Below are 15,540 nucleotides of genomic sequence, written 5' to 3' on the forward strand. Positions count from 1 at the left end.
TCACATGGGACGACGGCGCGACGCTGCGCCGCAGAGAGCGAGGGAGCATCCATGACCGGAGCGAGCGTGTTGTTCATCGGCGGGAGTGGCGTGATCAGCGCCGCCTGCGTCCGGGAAGCCGTCGAGCAGGGGTTCGACGTCACCGTGCTCAACCGGGGGACCACCGGGGGCAGGCCGATCCCGGAGGGTGTGACGCGCCTCCAGGCCGATGTGTCGGACCGCAGCGCCCTTGCGGACGCACTCGGCGACCGCCACTTCGACGTCGTCGTGAACTGGATCGCCTTCACGCCGGACCAGGTGCAGGCCGACATCGACTTCTTCGCCGGACGGACGCGGCAGTACGTGTTCATCAGCTCGGCCTCGGCGTACCAGACGCCGGCGACGCACCTGCCGATCACGGAGTCGACGCCGCTCAAGAACCCGTACTGGCAGTACTCGCGGGACAAGATCGCCTGCGAGGACCTGCTGATGGCGGCGTACCGGGAGCAGGACTTCCCGGTGACGATCGTGCGGCCGTCGCACACCTACGACGAGACGAAGCTGCCACTGACCGGTGGGTGGACCGCCGTGGCGCGGATGCGAGCCGGCAAGCCGATCATCATCACCGGGGACGGCAGCTCGCTCTGGACCCTGACGCACAGCCGCGACTTCGCGGTCGGGTTCACGGGGCTCCTCGACCGTGCCGAGGCGATCGGTGAGGCATTCACGATCACGAGCGATGAGGCGCCGACGTGGAACGCCATCGCGCACGAGATCGCGGCAGCGGCGGGCGTCGACGACCTGCGGATCGTGCACGTGCCGGCGGACGCGATCAACGCCGTCGACCCCGAGTGGGGCGCGGCGCTGCTCGGCGACAAGGCGAACAGCTCGGTGTTCGACAACAGCAAGGTCCGGTCGCTCGTGCCGTGGTACCGACCGCGCACGCCCTACCGGCAGGGGGTCCGCGAGGTCATCGCCTGGTACGAGGCGCACCCCGAGGAGCAGGTCGTGGATGAGCGGCTGGACGGCCTGATGGACGAGCTGGCGGCGCGCTGGGCTGTGTGAGCCGCACTTGGTGAGCAGAAATGGTCGGGTGCCGTGTGGCGACCCGACCATTTCCGCTCACGAAGCGAGCGCGCGAGCGAGCTCGTGGAGCGAACCCGTCAGGCGCGCGCAGCCAGGACGTCCGCCAGCGTCCCGATCGCCGTACGCAGCTCGTCGTCGGTGACGACCAGGGGCGGGGCGAAGCGGATCGTCGACCCGTGGGTGTCCTTCACGAGGAGCCCACGGTCGGCCAGGTCCTTCGAGATCTCCTTGCCGGTGCCGAGCGAGGGGTCGATGTCGATCCCTGCCCAGAGTCCGGCGACGCGGTGCGCAACGACCCCGGAACCGAGCAGGTCGTCGAGCAGTCCGCGCAGCAACGGTTCGCCGTCGAGGGCGCGCTGCTGGAACGTGCCCTCGCCGAGCATCGCGACGACCTCGGCCCCGACGGCAGCGGCGAGCGGGTTGCCGCCGAAGGTCGAACCGTGCTCACCGGGACGCAGCACCCCGAGGACGGACGCCGAGCCGACGACCGCGGACACGGGGACGATACCGCCGCCGAGGGCCTTGCCGAGCGTGATGAGGTCGGGGCGGACCCCGACGCGCTGCACGGCGAGGGTGTGACCGGTGCGGCCGAGCCCGGACTGGATCTCGTCGGCGACGAACAGCGCACCGAACTCGTCGCAGACCTGCCGGACGGAAGGCAGGTACGAGGCCGGCGGGATGACCACGCCGCCCTCGCCCTGGATCGGCTCGAGCAGGACGGCGACGACGGTCTCGTCCATCGCCGCGCGCAGGGCGTCGGCATCGCCGTACGGCACGGTGCGGAAGCCGGGCGTGAACGGCCCGAAGTCGTCGTGGGCGGAGGGGTCGTCCGAGAACGAGATGATCGTGGTGGTGCGGCCGTGGAAGTTGCCGGACGCCACGATGATGGTCGCGCGGTCCGCGGGGACGCCCTTCACCCGGTAGCCCCAGGCGCGGGACACCTTGATCGCGGACTCGACGGCCTCGGCACCGGTGTTCATCGGCAGGACCATCTCGGTCTCCGTCAACGCCGCCAGTGCCGTGGCGAACGGCCCGAGCTGGTCGTTCACGAACGCCCGGCTCGTCAGCGTGACCCGGTCGAGCTGCGCCCGCGCAGCGTCGAGCAGCCGGGGGTTGCCGTGGCCGAAGTTCACCGCGGAGTACGCGGCGAGACCGTCCAGGTACTGCTTGCCGTCGACGTCGGTGACGGTCGCTCCGGAGCCCGACGCGATGACGACGGGCAGCGGGCTGTAGTTGTGCGCGAGGGCGCGGTCCTCGACGGCGAGCGCCGCCGCGGTGTTGACCCCGAGCGACGCTGCCGCCGCCATCAGCTGACCCCGAGCGAACGCGCGACCGAGGTGCCGGTGCCGACCGGGTGCAGGTCGAGCGTGCAGCACTTCACGCCGCCACCGCCGAGCAGGAGCTCGGACAGGTCGACGCCGATCGGGTTGTAGCCCTTCTCCTTCAGCTGCTCGGCGAACCGAACAGCCCGGGCGGCGATCACGACGTTGTACCCGTCGGAGTAGGAGTTCAGGCCGAGGATCGCGGCGTCCTCTTCCGTGGCGATGATCGCGTCCGGGAAGCGCTCGCGCAGGATCGCCAGCGAGGGCTCGTCGAAGGCGCTCTCGAGGTACGCGATGTTGCTCGTCCCGTCGACGGCGGGCTCGGGGTCGAGCACGGCGATGGCGGTGTCGAGGTGGTAGAAGCTCGGGTTGATGAGCTTGAGGGTGACGACCTCGCGGCCGTAGATCGTCGCGAGCTCGTCGTGCGAGGTGCTGTCCGACCGGAAGCCCGTGCCGGCGTAGATCGTGTTGCCGATGAGCAGGAAGTCGCCCTCGCCCTCGTTGGTCTGCTCCGGCTCGGCGACGGTCAGGCCGGCCTGACGGAACCAGTCCATGTACGCCGGGCCCTCGGGCTGGCGCTCGGGGTACTGGAACTTCGCGCCGTAGGCGATGCCGTCGAGGACGAACCCGCCGTTGGCCGCGTAGACCATGTCCGGCAGGCCGTCGATGGGGTCGATGTACGAGATGTCGAAGCCGAGCTGCTCGTACACGTCGACGAGCGTCTGCCACTGGGCGACGGCCTTCGACGTGTCGGTCGGCTCCTCCGGGTGCATCCACGGGTTGATCCGGTAGCTCACCGTGTAGAAGTCCGGCTTGCACATCAGGATCGTCCGCTTGGTGGCGGTACGGGCCGGTGCATCGGTGGTCGAGGGTGCGGTGTTCGACATCAGTCCTCCTGAGAAGGGACCGGGGCCCGAGCCTGCCAGGAACCGAAACGGAACGAAGGAGAGGTGCTCCGGCGAGATGCAGGCTCACTCGCCGTAGCGGACCAGGTCGACGCCACGACGATCCTGACACAGACCGTCCGGCAAGTGCAGCACCGGCGGCGAAGCGCCGTGGCACCCGTTCGGGTGACGCACGTTTCGTGCGTCCGACCTGCCGACCTCGCAAGAAGTCCGCGTACGATGGGTGCAATGGATTCGCTCGACCACCGCATCCTGGATCAACTCCGGGACAACGCCCGCGCCGGCTACGGCGACATCGGGTCGGTGGTCGGACTCTCGGCATCGGCCGTCAAGCGCCGTGTCGACCGGCTCGTCGGCGACGGTGTCATCCAGGGCTTCACGATCAAGGTGGACCCCGCCGTCGAGGACCGCGGGACCGAGGCCTGGGTCGAGCTGTACTGCCGCGGCACCGTCTCCCCCGACGAACTCCGGGCGCTGCTCGACACCGTGCCGGAGGTCATCGACGCCGGCACGGTCACGGGGAGCGCCGACGCCGTCGTGCACATGCGCTCGAAGGACCTGTCCGCGCTGGAAGAAGCGCTCGACAAGGTCCGCCTCGCACCGCAGGTGGACCACACGCGGTCCGCGATCGTGCTCTCCAAGCTGGTCAGTCGCGACACCGCGTAACGTCCGGCAGATGGCACGGAACACGACCTGGAGGCGCGGATCACCGCCCACGGGACCGCGCCCGGCCCGACGGCTGGTCACCGCTGCGAGCGTCGCCTACGTCGCGAACTGCCTCTGGGGCACCGCGGTCGCCGTCCGGCTGATCCGGACCAAGAAGCTCCGCGTCGTGCACCACGGACTGTTCGTCGTGACCGCGACACTCACCGGGGCCGCCGCGACGACCCCCCTGTGGACCCGTGACCGTTCGGCGCTGTTCCTGCTGCCCGCACTCGTCCCCCTCGCACTCGCGCCACGCACGAACCCGCGCTCCGGAGCACACTGGAAGACCGCGGTGGCCGCCGCGCCGTCCTACCTGGGGGCGCTGCTGGTGCGGCGTCGACCGTGACGACGAGACACGAGGGGAAGCAGTGGAGCTCTTCGAGGCCATCCGACGCCGCCGGACCACGAACGGGGCGTTCCTGCCCGATCCGGTGTCCGAGGAACACCAACGGCTCCTCATGGAGCTCGCCGGCCGGGCCCCGTCGCAGCTGAACAGCCAGCCGTGGCGCTTCGTGCTGGTCGAGGAGCGCGACACGATCGACCGCGTCGCCGCGATCAGCGGCAGCTCGATGACCCGCACCATGGCCGAGGGGACGTTCTTCGAGCGGTACAAGCCGTACTTCCGGTTCTCGCAGGCCGAGATGGACGAGCGGCGCGACGGCATGCTGTTCGACAAGCTGCCCGGGCCGCTCCGGCCGTTCACGAAGCAGGTGTTCACGAAGCGCGGGCAGCTGCTCATGAACACGCTGCGGGTACCGCAGAGCCTCGGTGAGGAGAACCGGAAGCTCGTCGCCGGGTCGCCGCTGCTGCTCGGCGTGATGCTCGACCGCCACGAGTACCGGAAGGAGGAGCTGTCCGGCTTCTACTCGGTGTTCAGCATGGGCGCGGCGATGGAGAACATCTGGCTCGCGACAACCGAGCTCGGCCTGGGGATCCAGTTCGTGTCCTTCCCGATGGAGACCCCTGGCGCCTGGGCGGAGATCGAGGGACTGCTCCGGGTGCCCGAGTCGCTCGAGCTGATGGCCGTCTACCGGATCGGGTACCTGCCCCCGGAACGACGACGTCCGGCCATCGACTGGACCTCGAGCGAGCGGAAGCGACCCTCGCAGTACGTGTTCCGCGGCACCTGCGACACCCCGCAGCGCGGGTGGGACGACGCACCCGTCGCAGCCCACATCGAACCGGAGGCGACCACATCGTGACCGACACCCGACCCACCCAGAGCACCCCGGGCCTCCAGGCCGTCGCCCCCGGCCTGCCGGGCCGCCCCTGGATCTCGCAGGACTGGCTCGACGTCGTCTTCGTGCACTGGCGCGTCGACGTGTCGGCGGTGGCCCCGCTGCTGCCGGCCGGAACGCGGCCCGACACGATGGCGCTCGACGGGACCGACGACGGGGTGACCACCTGGGTGGGCCTCATCGCGTTCCGGTTCGAGGACACGCGGTTCCCGCCGTTCTCGACCGGGAGCATCGGCGACTTCGTCGAGGTGAACGTCCGCGTCTACACGGTCGACGAACAGGGCCAGCACGGCGTCGTGTTCCTGTCGCTCGACGCCGGCAAGCTCCTGCCGACGCTCGGCGCACGCGTGGCCACCGGGCTGCCCTACTGGTGGGCGGACGCCGAGTCACGGAGCGGCGACGGCCGCGTCGGGTACGCGATGCGGCGGCACGGGACCCACCTGCGGTCCCTGGTCGACGTGCGGGTCGGCGACGAGCTCGCCGAGCCGAGTGCGCTCGAGACGTTCCTCACCGCGCGGTGGGGCATGCACGTGCACCGGGCCGGGCGGACACGGTTCTGGCCGAACGAGCACGACGCGTGGCCGTTGCACCGGGCCTCGGTGGTGTCGCTGCGGGACGACCTGGTCGGCGCCGCCGGGCTGCCCTTCGGGCTGACCGAGCTCGAGCCGGACTCGGTGCTCTACTCGCCGGGGGTCACGACGCGGTTCGGTCGGGGACGCTGAGGCCGGACTCCGGCCCGTCCAGCGGTGCTCGGGCAGCAGACCGGAACTGGTGGACGGCCACCACGGCGGAGAACAGTGCGAAGAAAGACCCCGACACCCAGGCGGTGGTCCGGTACTCGGGGAGGTCGGCGACGGTGAACCCGATCACGGCGAGGGTGGTGCAGGTCACCGCCACGCAGACGGAACCCCATGCGACGACGAGGTGGTCGACACGTGGGACGGTGCGCGCGAACCGGAAGGCCATGGGGACACCAGCCATCGCGCCGAACACCAATCCCAGCGGGGTCCCGACCATCAGGCTCGCCACCGCGACGACGGCCGCGCTGGTCACCGCCACCACCACACGGGTGACGTGGCAGCGCCACGACGCGCTGCGAGTCTGCTGGTCGTACGCGCGCCAGCCCGTGACGAACAGCGCGATCGAACCGATCACGAACACGACCGCAGCGGAAACGCCGACGACGAGCGCGAACACGCCCCCGAACGCGATACCGAGGGCGACGTGTGCGGCGGCGAGGAGCACCTCGAGCACCGGGTACGTCCAGACCTCGAACAGCCGGTTCGGTGTGTTGAGCACCCAACCAGGTGGCGCCTCCTCGGCGGGGCCGTCGATGTCGGGGTCTCGGGTCTCCACCTGGCCATGATGTCCGATCGGTGCGTGCGTGGTTCGTACGGCACCTTCGGGGGACACCGGCTGAGTGGTGCACGGCCGACCGCAGGTACAAGGGAGCCATGACTCGAGTGGCAGTGGTGACCGGTGGATCCGCAGGACTGGGACGGGCGACCGTCCGGGAGCTCGCCGCACGGGGGTGGGACGTGGCCGTCCTCGCCCGCGGGCAGGAGGGCGTCGACGCCGCGGTCGCCGAGGTCGAGGCCGCCGGACGTCGCGGGCTGGCCCTGGTCGCCGACGTGTCCGACCGTGCGGCCGTCGAGGCCGCGGCGGACCGCGTCGAGCAGGAACTCGGGCCGATCGACCTGTGGGTGAACGGCGTGATGGTCGGAGTGTTCGGCAAGTTCCTGGACACCGCGCCCGAGGACTTCGAGCGGGCGCTCAACGTGACCTACCTCGGCTTCGTCAACGGCACCCGTGCCGCGCTCTCGCGGATGGTGCCCCGCGGTCAGGGGCACGTCGTCCAGGTCGGTTCCGCGCTCGGCTTCCGCGGCATCCCGCTGCAGGCCGCGTACTGCGGTGCGAAGCACGCGATCGTCGGGTTCACCGAGTCCGTCGTCTCCGAGCTGCTCGAACAGGGCAGCAAGGTGAAGGTCTCGCGGGTGGACATGCCCGCGCTGAACACGATCCAGTTCGGGTGGGTGAAGTCGAAGCTGCCGCACCACCCGCAGCCGGTCGCCCCGATCTACCAGCCCGAGGTCGGCGCCCGCGCGATCGCCGCCGTGGCCGAGCGCCCTCGCCGTCGCACCTGGGTCGGTGAGTCGACGGTCTACACGATCCTCGGCAACCGGATCAGCGGACGCTTCGCCGACTGGTACGCCGCCAAGACGCTCGTCTCCGGGCAGCAGGCGCCGGACAAGGACGGCCTCGAGCTGCAGGACAACCTGTACGAGCCGGTGCCGGGCGACCACGGCGCGCACGGCGTGTTCGACGAGTCGGCACACGCCTGGTCGCCGCAGACCTGGTGGGTGGAGCACCGGCGGATAGGCAACGGGATCATCGGGGCGGCGATCGGTGCAGTCGGAGCCGTCGCACTCGTGGCAGGACGACGACGATGACGCGCCGTGCACGAGCGGGGGCGTCGCCGGTCGAGCTGGGCCGAGCGGTCCTCGGGCTCTGGCATCTGAGCCGCTCGTTCCGGCGACGCGACCAGGCCGTGCTGCACGGCGTGCTCGGCGTCCGGCAGCTCGCGCAGGCCGCACTCGTCGCACGCGCCGGCACCGGGAACGCACACACGCTCAGCGCCCTCGTCGACGCGGCACACGGCGCGACGATGGTCCCGCTCGCCCTCGACCCGCAGCGCCGCCGGTTCGCCCTGCAGCAGGTGTGGATCGCCGCGGCACTCACCGTCGCCGAGGTGGCCGTCGTCGGACGTGGCGGTCGCCGCTGACGCCTGTCAGAGGTGCTCGGTAGCGTCCGGGACATGAGCACCACCTACTCCGTCGCGTCCTCGATGGACGGCTTCGTGGCCGCGCCCGACGACGACCTCGACTGGCTGCTGCAGTTCGGCTTCGAGCCGTTCCAGGAGCACCACGACCGGTTCTTCGCGGGTATCGGCGCGATCGTCATGGGCTCGACCACGTACGAGTGGTTGCTCGAGCACGACGACACGTGGGCGTACCCGGACCTGGCGACGTGGGTGTTCACCACGCGCGACCTGCCGGTGCCGGACGGCGCCGAGGTGCACTTCGTCTCGGGCGAGGTCGCGGACCACCAGGCCGACCTCGAACGGGCAGCCGGCGAGCGCGACGTCTGGGTCGTCGGCGGTGGACTGCTCGCTGCCCAGTACCAGCAGGCCGGGCTGCTCGACGAGCTCCGCGTCACCGTGATGCCGGTGGCGCTCGGTGCCGGCGCACCACTCCTGCCGGTCGCCGCACCGACCCCGGTGTTCGAACTGGTCGGGACGACACCCTTCACCGGCGGCGCCGTGGAACTGCACTACCGGTCCGCAGCCACCACGGCGTAGCGTCCGCGGCATGAGCGACAACGAGCAGACCGAGCCCGTCATGGACGGCGCAACCGAGGCCACGAACCACGAGAAGCTGCACGGCCTGATCGAACAGGTCGACCACGATCACCACGGCGAGGGTGCCGGAGCGATGGCCGACCACCTGCGCGACCGGATGGACGAGACCGGCGTCGAGGACGAAGAGGGCGGCGACGTCGAGGACTGACCCGAGCCGGGGACGTCAGACGCGCAGGTCGGCGAAGTCCGCGTCGACGTCCCCGAACCGGTGGGCGGTGATCGAGACCGACTGCTCACGGATGAACGGGAGCATCTCGATCAACCCGGCCTCGACCACCGGGGCGTCGTGGATCGCGACGTCGATGCTCGCCCCGAGGGCTTCCTCGAGTGCCAGGGCGTCGCCGCCGATCAGCCGGATGCGTGCCCCGGGACCACCGAACGCCGTGTGCACGGGTCGGTCCTGGCCTTGCGCGAGCATGTCCCCGAGCGCGTCGACGGGCTCCTCGTCCTCGCCGCTCGTCCAGTTCGCCTGGAACACGGCACCGGACGACGCCCGGGCGTGGAAGTCCTGGTCGGACTCGACCAAGTGGTCGACGACGTCCAGCGGTGACCGGCTCGACGCGAACAGCTGACTGAGCGGGCCCGGCAGCGGGCGAGCGGTGCTGAGGAGGACGTGGGCGCGGGCAGCCGTGGCGGCGACGAGTGCGCGGACGAGGTCACCCGCCGAGGCGTCCTCCGCCTGCCGCACGATGACGGACTGCGGTCGGTGGCGCAGGACGTTGCGCTGCACCACGAGCCCTGACAGGTCGTGCGACCCGCCGTAGAGCTCTTCGCGCGCCCGGACGTCGCTCAGCGCACCGGCGCGCACCTGGTCGAACTCCTCGAACGACAGTCCGCTGCGCGCGGCCTCGATGACCGCGGTCACGCGTGGCGGCAGCCCGTGCAGCTGGATGCTCTTGTGCACGGTGCGCGGGACCGGCTCCCACCGCCCGAGCGTCGCGACGTACATCGGACCGCCCGCCTTCGTGCCGGTGCCCACCGACGACCGCTTCCAGCCGCCGAACGGCTGCCGGCCGACGACCGCGCCGGTGATGCCGCGGTTCACGAACAGGTTGCCGGCGCGCACGCTGGCGAGCCAGTCCGCGACCTCGTCGGCGTCGAGCGAGTGGATGCCCGCCGTCAGGCCGTAGTCGGTGCCGTTCTGGATCGCGATGGCCTGCTCGAGCGTCTCGGCGCGCATGATGCCGAGCACCGGACCGAAGTACTCGGTCTGGTGGAAGTCGCTGCCCGGGCGGACGCCGTCGCGGATGCCGGGCGACCAGAGCCGCCCGGAGTCGTCGAGGGCCGTCGGCTGCACGAGCCAGGACTCCCCCGGCCCGAGCTCGGTCAGGCCCTGCCGCAACTTGCCCTCGGGCTCCGCGATGACCGGACCGACCTGGGCGGTGGGGTCGTCCGGCCAGGCGACCCGGAGGGTGCGCGTGGCGTCGACGAGCTGCCGACGGAAGCGCTCGCTCTCGCCGACCGTGCCGACCAGGACCACCAGGGACGCCGCCGAGCACTTCTGGCCGGCGTGCCCGAAGGCGGACTGCACGATGTCCTGCACCGCGAGGTCGATGTCGGCGCTCGGTGTGACGACGATCGCGTTCTTGCCGCTCGTCTCGGCGCTGAGCGGCAGTCCGGCGCGCCACCAACGGAACGACCGCGCGGTGTCGGCCGAACCGGTCAGGATGATGCGGTCGACGGCGGGGTGCCCGACGAGGTCTCGGCCGAGTTCGTCCTCGGCCAGGTCGACGAGCTGCAGCAAGGAGTGCGGCACACCGGCGTCCCAGAGCACGTCGGCCAGCAGCGCACCGCTCCGCTTCGCCTCGGGTGCCGGCTTGAGGACGACACCGCTGCCCGCGGCGAGCGCCGCCAGCACCCCGCCGGCGGGGATCGCGACGGGGAAGTTCCACGGCGGGACGACGACGGTCAGGCGCGGCGGGACGTAGCGGCCGCCCTCGATGTCGCCGAGACGACGGGCTCGTTCGGCGTAGTAGTGGGCGGCATCCACGGCCTCGGTGACCTCGGTGTCGGCCTCGGAGAACGTCTTGCCGGTCTCCGCCGCCATCACCTCGATCAGGTCGGCGCGGCGGGTCTCGAGCTCGTGCCCGATCAGGTCGAGGAGCTCGGCGCGGTCGGAGGGGTCCTGCCGACCCCAGTTCACGCCAGCCTGGGCGGTGCGGGCCATGATCCGTTCGAGCTTGGAGCGGTCGGCGACCTTGGCCCCGCGGATCGTCTGCGCGCCGAGCTGCGAGCGTGGCACCCGGCGGAGGACGTCGAGCGCCCACGCGCGGTTGGCGGGGACGGAGGGATCGGTGTCCGGGGCGTTCCGGAACGCGTCGCGCAGCACGGGTTCGCCGAGCGCCCGGTGGCGGTCCTGGGTGCGGTGCGTCGCTGGTACCGACTCGTCGATGGCCGCAACCGAGGCCAGGTACCGGCCGTGTTCACGGTCGAACACGCTGGCGTCGTGGTCGATGTCGGACGCTGCGGCGATGAAGTTCTCGGGACTCGCGCTCTCCTGCAGCCGCCGGGCCAGGTACGCGATGGCGGAGTCGAACTCGTCCGGCTGCACCACGGGTGTGTAGAGCAGGATCTGGCCGACGTCGGCGCGGACGGCGTCGGCGTGCGTGGACGCCATGCCGAGCAGCATCTCGACGTCGATCGCGTCGGTCACCCCGCGGCGCTGGGCGAGCACCCATGCGGTCGCCAGGTCGAACAGGTTGTGCCCGGCGACACCGATCCGGACGGCGTCGGTGCGCTCCGGGGTCAGCGCGGCGTCGAGCATGCGCAGGTAGGCGCTGTCGGTCTCGCGTTTGCTGCCCCAGGTGGCGAGCGGCCAGTCGTGCACGATCGCGTCGACGTGCTCCATCGCCAGGTTCGCGCCCTTGACGAGCCGCACCTTGATCGGAGCGCCGCCCCGGGCCCGGCGCTCCTGCGCCCAGGCCGTCAGGGACTCGAGCGCTCCCGCGGCGTCGGGCAGGTAGGCCTGCAGCACGATGCCGGCCTGCAGCCCCGCGAACTCGTCGCGGTCGAGCAGGGTCCGGAACACCGCGAGGGTGACGTCGAGGTCGCGGTACTCCTCCATGTCCAGGTTGATGAACTTCGCCTGGCCGCCGGACGCCAGCGGGGCTGCCGCCAACCGGTACAGCGGCACGAGTCGGTCGACGACCCGCTCGACCGTCTGGTCGAACGCCCACATCGACATCTGGGGCACGACCGAGCTGACCTTGATCGACACGTAGTCGACGTCGTCGCGGGCGAGCAGGTCCATCGTCCCCTGCAGCCGGCGGTCGCTCTCGGCGCTGCCGAGCACGGCTTCACCGAGCAGGTTCACGTTGAGTCGGGTGCCCGGTCCGCCGACCTTCGCGAGCGCCGGACCGAGCTTCGCCGTGCTCGCATCGATGACCAGGTGACCCGTCATCCGGCGCAGGATCCGGCGAGCGGTCGGGATGACGGCCCACGGCGCCATCGTCGCGAACCCACCGCCGAGCGTCACCGCACCGCGCAGGTACCAGGCGAGGAAGTCGGGGACGTCGCGGCTGACCTGCTCGAGGTTGCGGGCGGCGACCCGGGGGTCCTCGGGGCGGATGACCTTGTCGACGAAGCTGCGCGTGAAGTCGAGGCCACGCTCGTCCCGCAGGGCTTCGGCGAGGCGAGCGGCACCGGCATCCGGCTTCGCCCCGGCGGACGCCGCCAGCCACCGGCGGACCAGCGCAACGGCATCGTCGGTGCAGTCCTGGAGGCGGGCGCTCGGCATGCTCCGATCGTATGCCGCACCTCCGACCTCACCTTGGAGCGCGCCGCACGTCGGCCAGGAGTCATCCGGACGGATGAAGTCAGCCGAAGACCCGGATCAGTTCCGGCAGCATGAGCAGCACCGGCAACACCGAGAAGACGGAGATGACCGCGCCCGCGACGATTCCCGTGATCGCGAGACCGCGTCCGGCCTCACCCGTCCGCCGCAGCTGCGGCAGCGCGATGAGCCCCACGACGACCCCGCCGATGGGGACCGCGAAACCCAGCACCAGCGCGATGATCGCCAGGGTGTTCGTCGGGCGGATGGGTGCCGTCGGCGGCTGCGCGGAGGGGTTCGTCATGCGGGTTCCTGTCTCGTCGGGCCGAGCGCTGCACGGCCCGGTCATCGTACGGGCGGACCGGATCGGTCCACAGCGCCCCGTTCGGGTCATCCGGACGGACGAAACCCGCGGCGACGGGGTCGGTCGGCCCCCACCGTGGATACGCTGAAGGAATGTCGACGCAGGGCAAGGACGGCCACGACTGGGCGACGTGGGACGCCTACCACGACGTCTGGCGACGCCTCGACCGAGCGCTCGACCAGGCCGTCCAGGCGGGTGCCGGCATCTCCATCCCCGAGTTCGAGATCCTGATCGGCCTGCACCGGGAGCCGGACCACCGGCTGCGCGTCCGCGACATCGCCGCCGGCATCGGCTGGGAGAAGTCGCGCGTCAGCCACCAGGTCACGCGCATGGTCTCCCGTGGCCTGGTCAGCCGGGCCGACTGCCCGACCGACGGCCGCGGCAGCTGGGTGGAGATGACCGCCGACGGCCGTCGGGCGGTCCTCGCCGGCATCCGTGCGCACACCGGTGCGTTGGAAGACCTGTTCTGGAGGCCCGTGGGGACCGACGCGGACACGCTCCGGTCCGTCAGTGCGCGCGTCCAGGACGCGATCGGCCCCGACGTGTCGGACGACGCCGTCTCCGGCTGACTGTCCGCGCGCGTCCGCCGAGGACTCCCCCGGGCGCTTCCGCCGAGGTTCCACGACTCGCCGCCCGTGGAGCGCCGAGGTTCCACGAACCGCCGTGAGTCGCGCCCAGATGCCGAGATTTCGGAACCTCGGGGCGGAGGGCGCGAGGGCGGAGGGCGAGGGGGCGCGGAGGGTCGGTCAGAGGTCGACGACGGCGAGGGCGCCCTGTTCGCCGCGGAGCCGCACCTGCACGCTCGCGATGTCGTCGCGCGGGATGTCCGTCGACGCCGACAGCCCCTTCGCGTCCTCGCCGGCGGCCGTCCACGAGCCGACGATCTGCGTGGAGCCGTCGGACCGCACCACGACCAGGTCGTACATGACCGAGCCGTCCGCCGCCCACGCCTTGCCGCCGTACGAGCAGCCCCAGTCGAAGCGGGTGCCCCACTGTTCGCCGCTGACGGCCAGGTCGACGTCGAGTCCCTGGGCGCCGGTCATGTCGTACCGGTCCGCGGTCGCCGATGCCGAGACGTCGCGTCCGGCCTGCACCGTGCCGCGGTCCCCTGCCGTGCCGACGGCGAGCCCGCCGAGCACGGCGGCGACCACCGCGAGCCCCGCGGTGGCGGCGACCCAGACCCGGCGACGGCGACGGCGGTGTCGAACGCGGTGCGCGACGGAGGCGAGGGTGCTCTCGGAACCGGTGTCGGGCCTCCCGTCCGGTTCCGCGATCTCGATCGCCTGGTCGGCCGGCAGCTTGGCGAGCAGACCGGGCAGGCCGACCAGCTCGGCGACGGCGGCCGTGCAACGGTCGCACGTCTCCAGGTGCCGCTCGTACTCGAGCCGCTCCTCCGAGGACAGGGACCCGAGCACATACGCCGCATCCCATTCTGCGTAGCGGTCGTCGCTCATCGGGTCACTCCTCGTTCCTGCAGTGCGAGCCGCAGGGCTCGCAGCCCGTAGTGCAACCGCGACTTCGCGGTGCCCTCGGGGATGTCGTGTCGTCGTGCGATCTCCGGCACCGTGTGGCCGAGCCAGTAGGCGTCCACCACCACGCGACGGTGGTCCGGCGAGAGCGACGCGAGGGCGTCGGCCACGACGATGCGGTCGAGGACTGCGTCGGTGCGGTCCGACTCCGCGCGGTCGACCGGGTGTTCCGTCCCGAGCTCTCGGCGGTTCCGGGCGGACCGGGCATCATCGACGACGAGGTTGCGCGCCACGGTGAACAACCAGGCGCGTGCACTGTCCGGCGCGCGTTCCAGCACCGCCGGTCGCTGCCAGGCGCGGACCATGGTCTCCTGCACGACGTCCTCGACCGCCGAGCCGTCCCGCGTCAGGTGCCGGACGTACCGGGTGAGCGCGTCACCGTGCTCGCGGTACAGCGTCGCGAGCAGCTCGTCGGCGGAACGGCTCGTCACGGTCACTTCTGCAGGTCGAGGGAGAACTCGACGGAGCCCTTCCCGTCCACGGTGACGAAACCGAGCGAGGGGGCCTTCACGCCGTAGTCGGCGAACGTGATCGGCACCGAACCGGCGACCTGCACGGTTCCGCCCTCGCCGACGGCGACCTGCGCGTCGGCGGTGACGGCCTTCGTGACGCCGTGCAGGTCCATCGTGCCGGTCAGGGTGACGTCCTGCTTGCTGCCGTCGAGCGCCTTCGACACGTCGACGGGCTTCGTGAGGGTGAACGTCGCCGTCGGGAACCGGTCCGTCTCGAGGGCGGTGTCCCGGAAGTAGGCGTCGCGCGCGGACTCGGGGGTGGTGATCTTCGCGACCTGGACCGTGACGGTCGCCTTCGCGAGGGAGCCGCCGTCGACCTCGGCGGTGCCCTCGACGTCCTTCGTGCGTCCGACCACGTTCACATCATTCCCCTGCAGGACCTCGTGCACCCGGTAGCCGGCGTAGGAACCGCTCTGGCTGGTCCAGGTGCCGTCGGCGTCCGCCGCGTCCAGGCTGGCGGACGACGTCGCCTGCAACGAGGGGGCCGCAGCGGCCTGCCCGTTGACGGTGTTCGCGTAGATGGACGGGCCGGCGATGACGGCGGCGGCCGCGATGACCACGACGCCGGTGGAGATGCCGATGATGACCTTGGTGCGTGTGCGGAGTCCCATACCCCGTCAACGAGGTTGCCCGGTGGATCGTTCACCGGCAGGAACGATCCGGCTCACGGATGCGTTCGGATCTGTCAGGCTGTTCATCCACCGTCCCAC

Annotated in this window: 18 protein-coding genes; 10 read left to right on the top strand and 8 right to left on the bottom strand. The window is 71.3% G+C overall.

Annotated features, from left to right (window positions below; all coding sequences use genetic code 11):
• Window positions 1–51: 51 nt before the first annotated feature.
• Window positions 52–1,044: an NAD-dependent epimerase/dehydratase family protein gene (locus tag ACVKXF_RS04350; protein WP_456794964.1), complete on the top strand. Its 993-nt coding sequence runs from the start codon at window positions 52–54 to the stop codon at window positions 1,042–1,044.
• Window positions 1,045–1,142: 98 nt separating this feature from the next.
• On the opposite strand, the gene rocD is transcribed toward ACVKXF_RS04350, so the two are convergent.
• Window positions 1,143–2,372, bottom strand: coding sequence for an ornithine--oxo-acid transaminase (gene rocD / locus ACVKXF_RS04355; protein ID WP_456794965.1), 1,230 nt, complete (start codon window positions 2,370–2,372; stop codon window positions 1,143–1,145).
• Window positions 2,372–3,274 (bottom strand): dimethylargininase, encoded by a 903-nt coding sequence (gene ddaH / locus ACVKXF_RS04360; RefSeq protein ID WP_456794966.1) that lies wholly within the window; start codon window positions 3,272–3,274, stop codon window positions 2,372–2,374. The genes rocD and ddaH overlap by 1 nt, the downstream gene beginning before the upstream one ends.
• Window positions 3,275–3,520: 246 nt before the next feature.
• Between ddaH and ACVKXF_RS04365 the strand changes: the two genes are divergently transcribed.
• The 4 genes from ACVKXF_RS04365 to ACVKXF_RS04380 are packed head-to-tail and all read left to right on the top strand — an operon-like array spanning window position 3,521 to window position 5,957.
• Window positions 3,521–3,958, top strand: a complete 438-nt coding sequence (locus ACVKXF_RS04365) for an Lrp/AsnC family transcriptional regulator (RefSeq protein ID WP_111083794.1) — start codon at window positions 3,521–3,523, stop codon at window positions 3,956–3,958.
• Between the two features lie 10 nt (window positions 3,959–3,968).
• Window positions 3,969–4,343, top strand: coding sequence for a hypothetical protein (locus ACVKXF_RS04370; RefSeq protein ID WP_456794967.1), 375 nt, complete (start codon window positions 3,969–3,971; stop codon window positions 4,341–4,343).
• Between the two features lie 22 nt (window positions 4,344–4,365).
• Window positions 4,366–5,199 (top strand): nitroreductase family protein, encoded by an 834-nt coding sequence (locus ACVKXF_RS04375; RefSeq protein ID WP_456794968.1) that lies wholly within the window; start codon window positions 4,366–4,368, stop codon window positions 5,197–5,199.
• The gene (locus ACVKXF_RS04380; protein WP_456794969.1) at window positions 5,196–5,957 is read left to right on the top strand and encodes a YqjF family protein; all 762 of its coding nucleotides are present in this window, start codon (window positions 5,196–5,198) and stop codon (window positions 5,955–5,957) included. The genes ACVKXF_RS04375 and ACVKXF_RS04380 overlap by 4 nt, the downstream gene beginning before the upstream one ends.
• Here the strand turns inward: ACVKXF_RS04380 and ACVKXF_RS04385 are convergent.
• A complete protein-coding gene (locus tag ACVKXF_RS04385; RefSeq protein ID WP_456794970.1) occupies window positions 5,929–6,591 on the bottom strand; it encodes a hypothetical protein in 663 nt (220 codons plus the stop codon). The two genes, ACVKXF_RS04380 and ACVKXF_RS04385, sit on opposite strands and share 29 nt — an antisense overlap.
• A 98-nt stretch (window positions 6,592–6,689) precedes the next feature.
• On the opposite strand from ACVKXF_RS04385, the gene ACVKXF_RS04390 reads away from it, so the two are divergent.
• The 4 genes from ACVKXF_RS04390 to ACVKXF_RS04405 are packed head-to-tail and all read left to right on the top strand — an operon-like array spanning window position 6,690 to window position 8,801.
• A complete protein-coding gene (locus ACVKXF_RS04390) occupies window positions 6,690–7,685 on the top strand; it encodes an SDR family oxidoreductase (RefSeq protein ID WP_456794971.1) in 996 nt (331 codons plus the stop codon).
• On the top strand, window positions 7,682–8,017 hold the full coding sequence (locus ACVKXF_RS04395; RefSeq protein WP_396289816.1) for a hypothetical protein: 336 nt from the start codon (window positions 7,682–7,684) through the stop codon (window positions 8,015–8,017). Before ACVKXF_RS04390 ends, ACVKXF_RS04395 begins: the two co-directional genes overlap by 4 nt.
• Window positions 8,018–8,050: 33 nt before the next feature.
• A complete protein-coding gene (locus tag ACVKXF_RS04400; RefSeq protein WP_396289815.1) occupies window positions 8,051–8,593 on the top strand; it encodes a dihydrofolate reductase family protein in 543 nt (180 codons plus the stop codon).
• A 10-nt stretch (window positions 8,594–8,603) separates the two neighbouring features.
• On the top strand, window positions 8,604–8,801 hold the full coding sequence (locus ACVKXF_RS04405) for a hypothetical protein (protein WP_222659099.1): 198 nt from the start codon (window positions 8,604–8,606) through the stop codon (window positions 8,799–8,801).
• Between the two features lie 15 nt (window positions 8,802–8,816).
• Here ACVKXF_RS04405 and ACVKXF_RS04410 read toward each other — a convergent pair whose 3' ends face one another.
• Both ACVKXF_RS04410 and ACVKXF_RS04415 read right to left on the bottom strand, forming a co-directional pair.
• Window positions 8,817–12,389 carry a proline dehydrogenase family protein gene (locus tag ACVKXF_RS04410; RefSeq protein ID WP_456794972.1) on the bottom strand — a complete coding sequence of 1,191 codons (3,573 nt, stop codon included), beginning with the start codon at window positions 12,387–12,389 and terminating at the stop codon, window positions 8,817–8,819.
• Window positions 12,390–12,468: 79 nt separating this feature from the next.
• Complete coding sequence (locus ACVKXF_RS04415) at window positions 12,469–12,729, bottom strand: DUF4190 domain-containing protein (RefSeq protein ID WP_456794973.1); 261 nt, start codon at window positions 12,727–12,729, stop codon at window positions 12,469–12,471.
• A gap of 152 nt (window positions 12,730–12,881) precedes the next feature.
• Here ACVKXF_RS04415 and ACVKXF_RS04420 point away from each other — a divergent pair, with 152 nt between their 5' ends.
• Window positions 12,882–13,358 carry a MarR family winged helix-turn-helix transcriptional regulator gene (locus ACVKXF_RS04420; RefSeq protein WP_340196695.1) on the top strand — a complete coding sequence of 159 codons (477 nt, stop codon included), beginning with the start codon at window positions 12,882–12,884 and terminating at the stop codon, window positions 13,356–13,358.
• A 177-nt stretch (window positions 13,359–13,535) separates the two neighbouring features.
• On the opposite strand, the gene ACVKXF_RS04425 is transcribed toward ACVKXF_RS04420, so the two are convergent.
• Genes ACVKXF_RS04425 through ACVKXF_RS04435 form a run of 3 tightly spaced genes read right to left on the bottom strand, consistent with a single transcriptional unit; the run spans window position 13,536 to window position 15,441 of the window.
• The gene (locus ACVKXF_RS04425; RefSeq protein ID WP_456794974.1) at window positions 13,536–14,243 is read right to left on the bottom strand and encodes an anti-sigma factor; all 708 of its coding nucleotides are present in this window, start codon (window positions 14,241–14,243) and stop codon (window positions 13,536–13,538) included.
• The gene (locus tag ACVKXF_RS04430; protein WP_123311076.1) at window positions 14,240–14,755 is read right to left on the bottom strand and encodes a sigma-70 family RNA polymerase sigma factor; all 516 of its coding nucleotides are present in this window, start codon (window positions 14,753–14,755) and stop codon (window positions 14,240–14,242) included. Before ACVKXF_RS04430 ends, ACVKXF_RS04425 begins: the two co-directional genes overlap by 4 nt.
• Window positions 14,752–15,441, bottom strand: a complete 690-nt coding sequence (locus ACVKXF_RS04435) for a YceI family protein (RefSeq protein WP_456794975.1) — start codon at window positions 15,439–15,441, stop codon at window positions 14,752–14,754. The genes ACVKXF_RS04430 and ACVKXF_RS04435 overlap by 4 nt, the downstream gene beginning before the upstream one ends.
• Between the last annotated feature and the right edge of the window lie 99 nt (window positions 15,442–15,540).

This window comes from Curtobacterium sp. PvP017 (assembly GCF_054060195.1).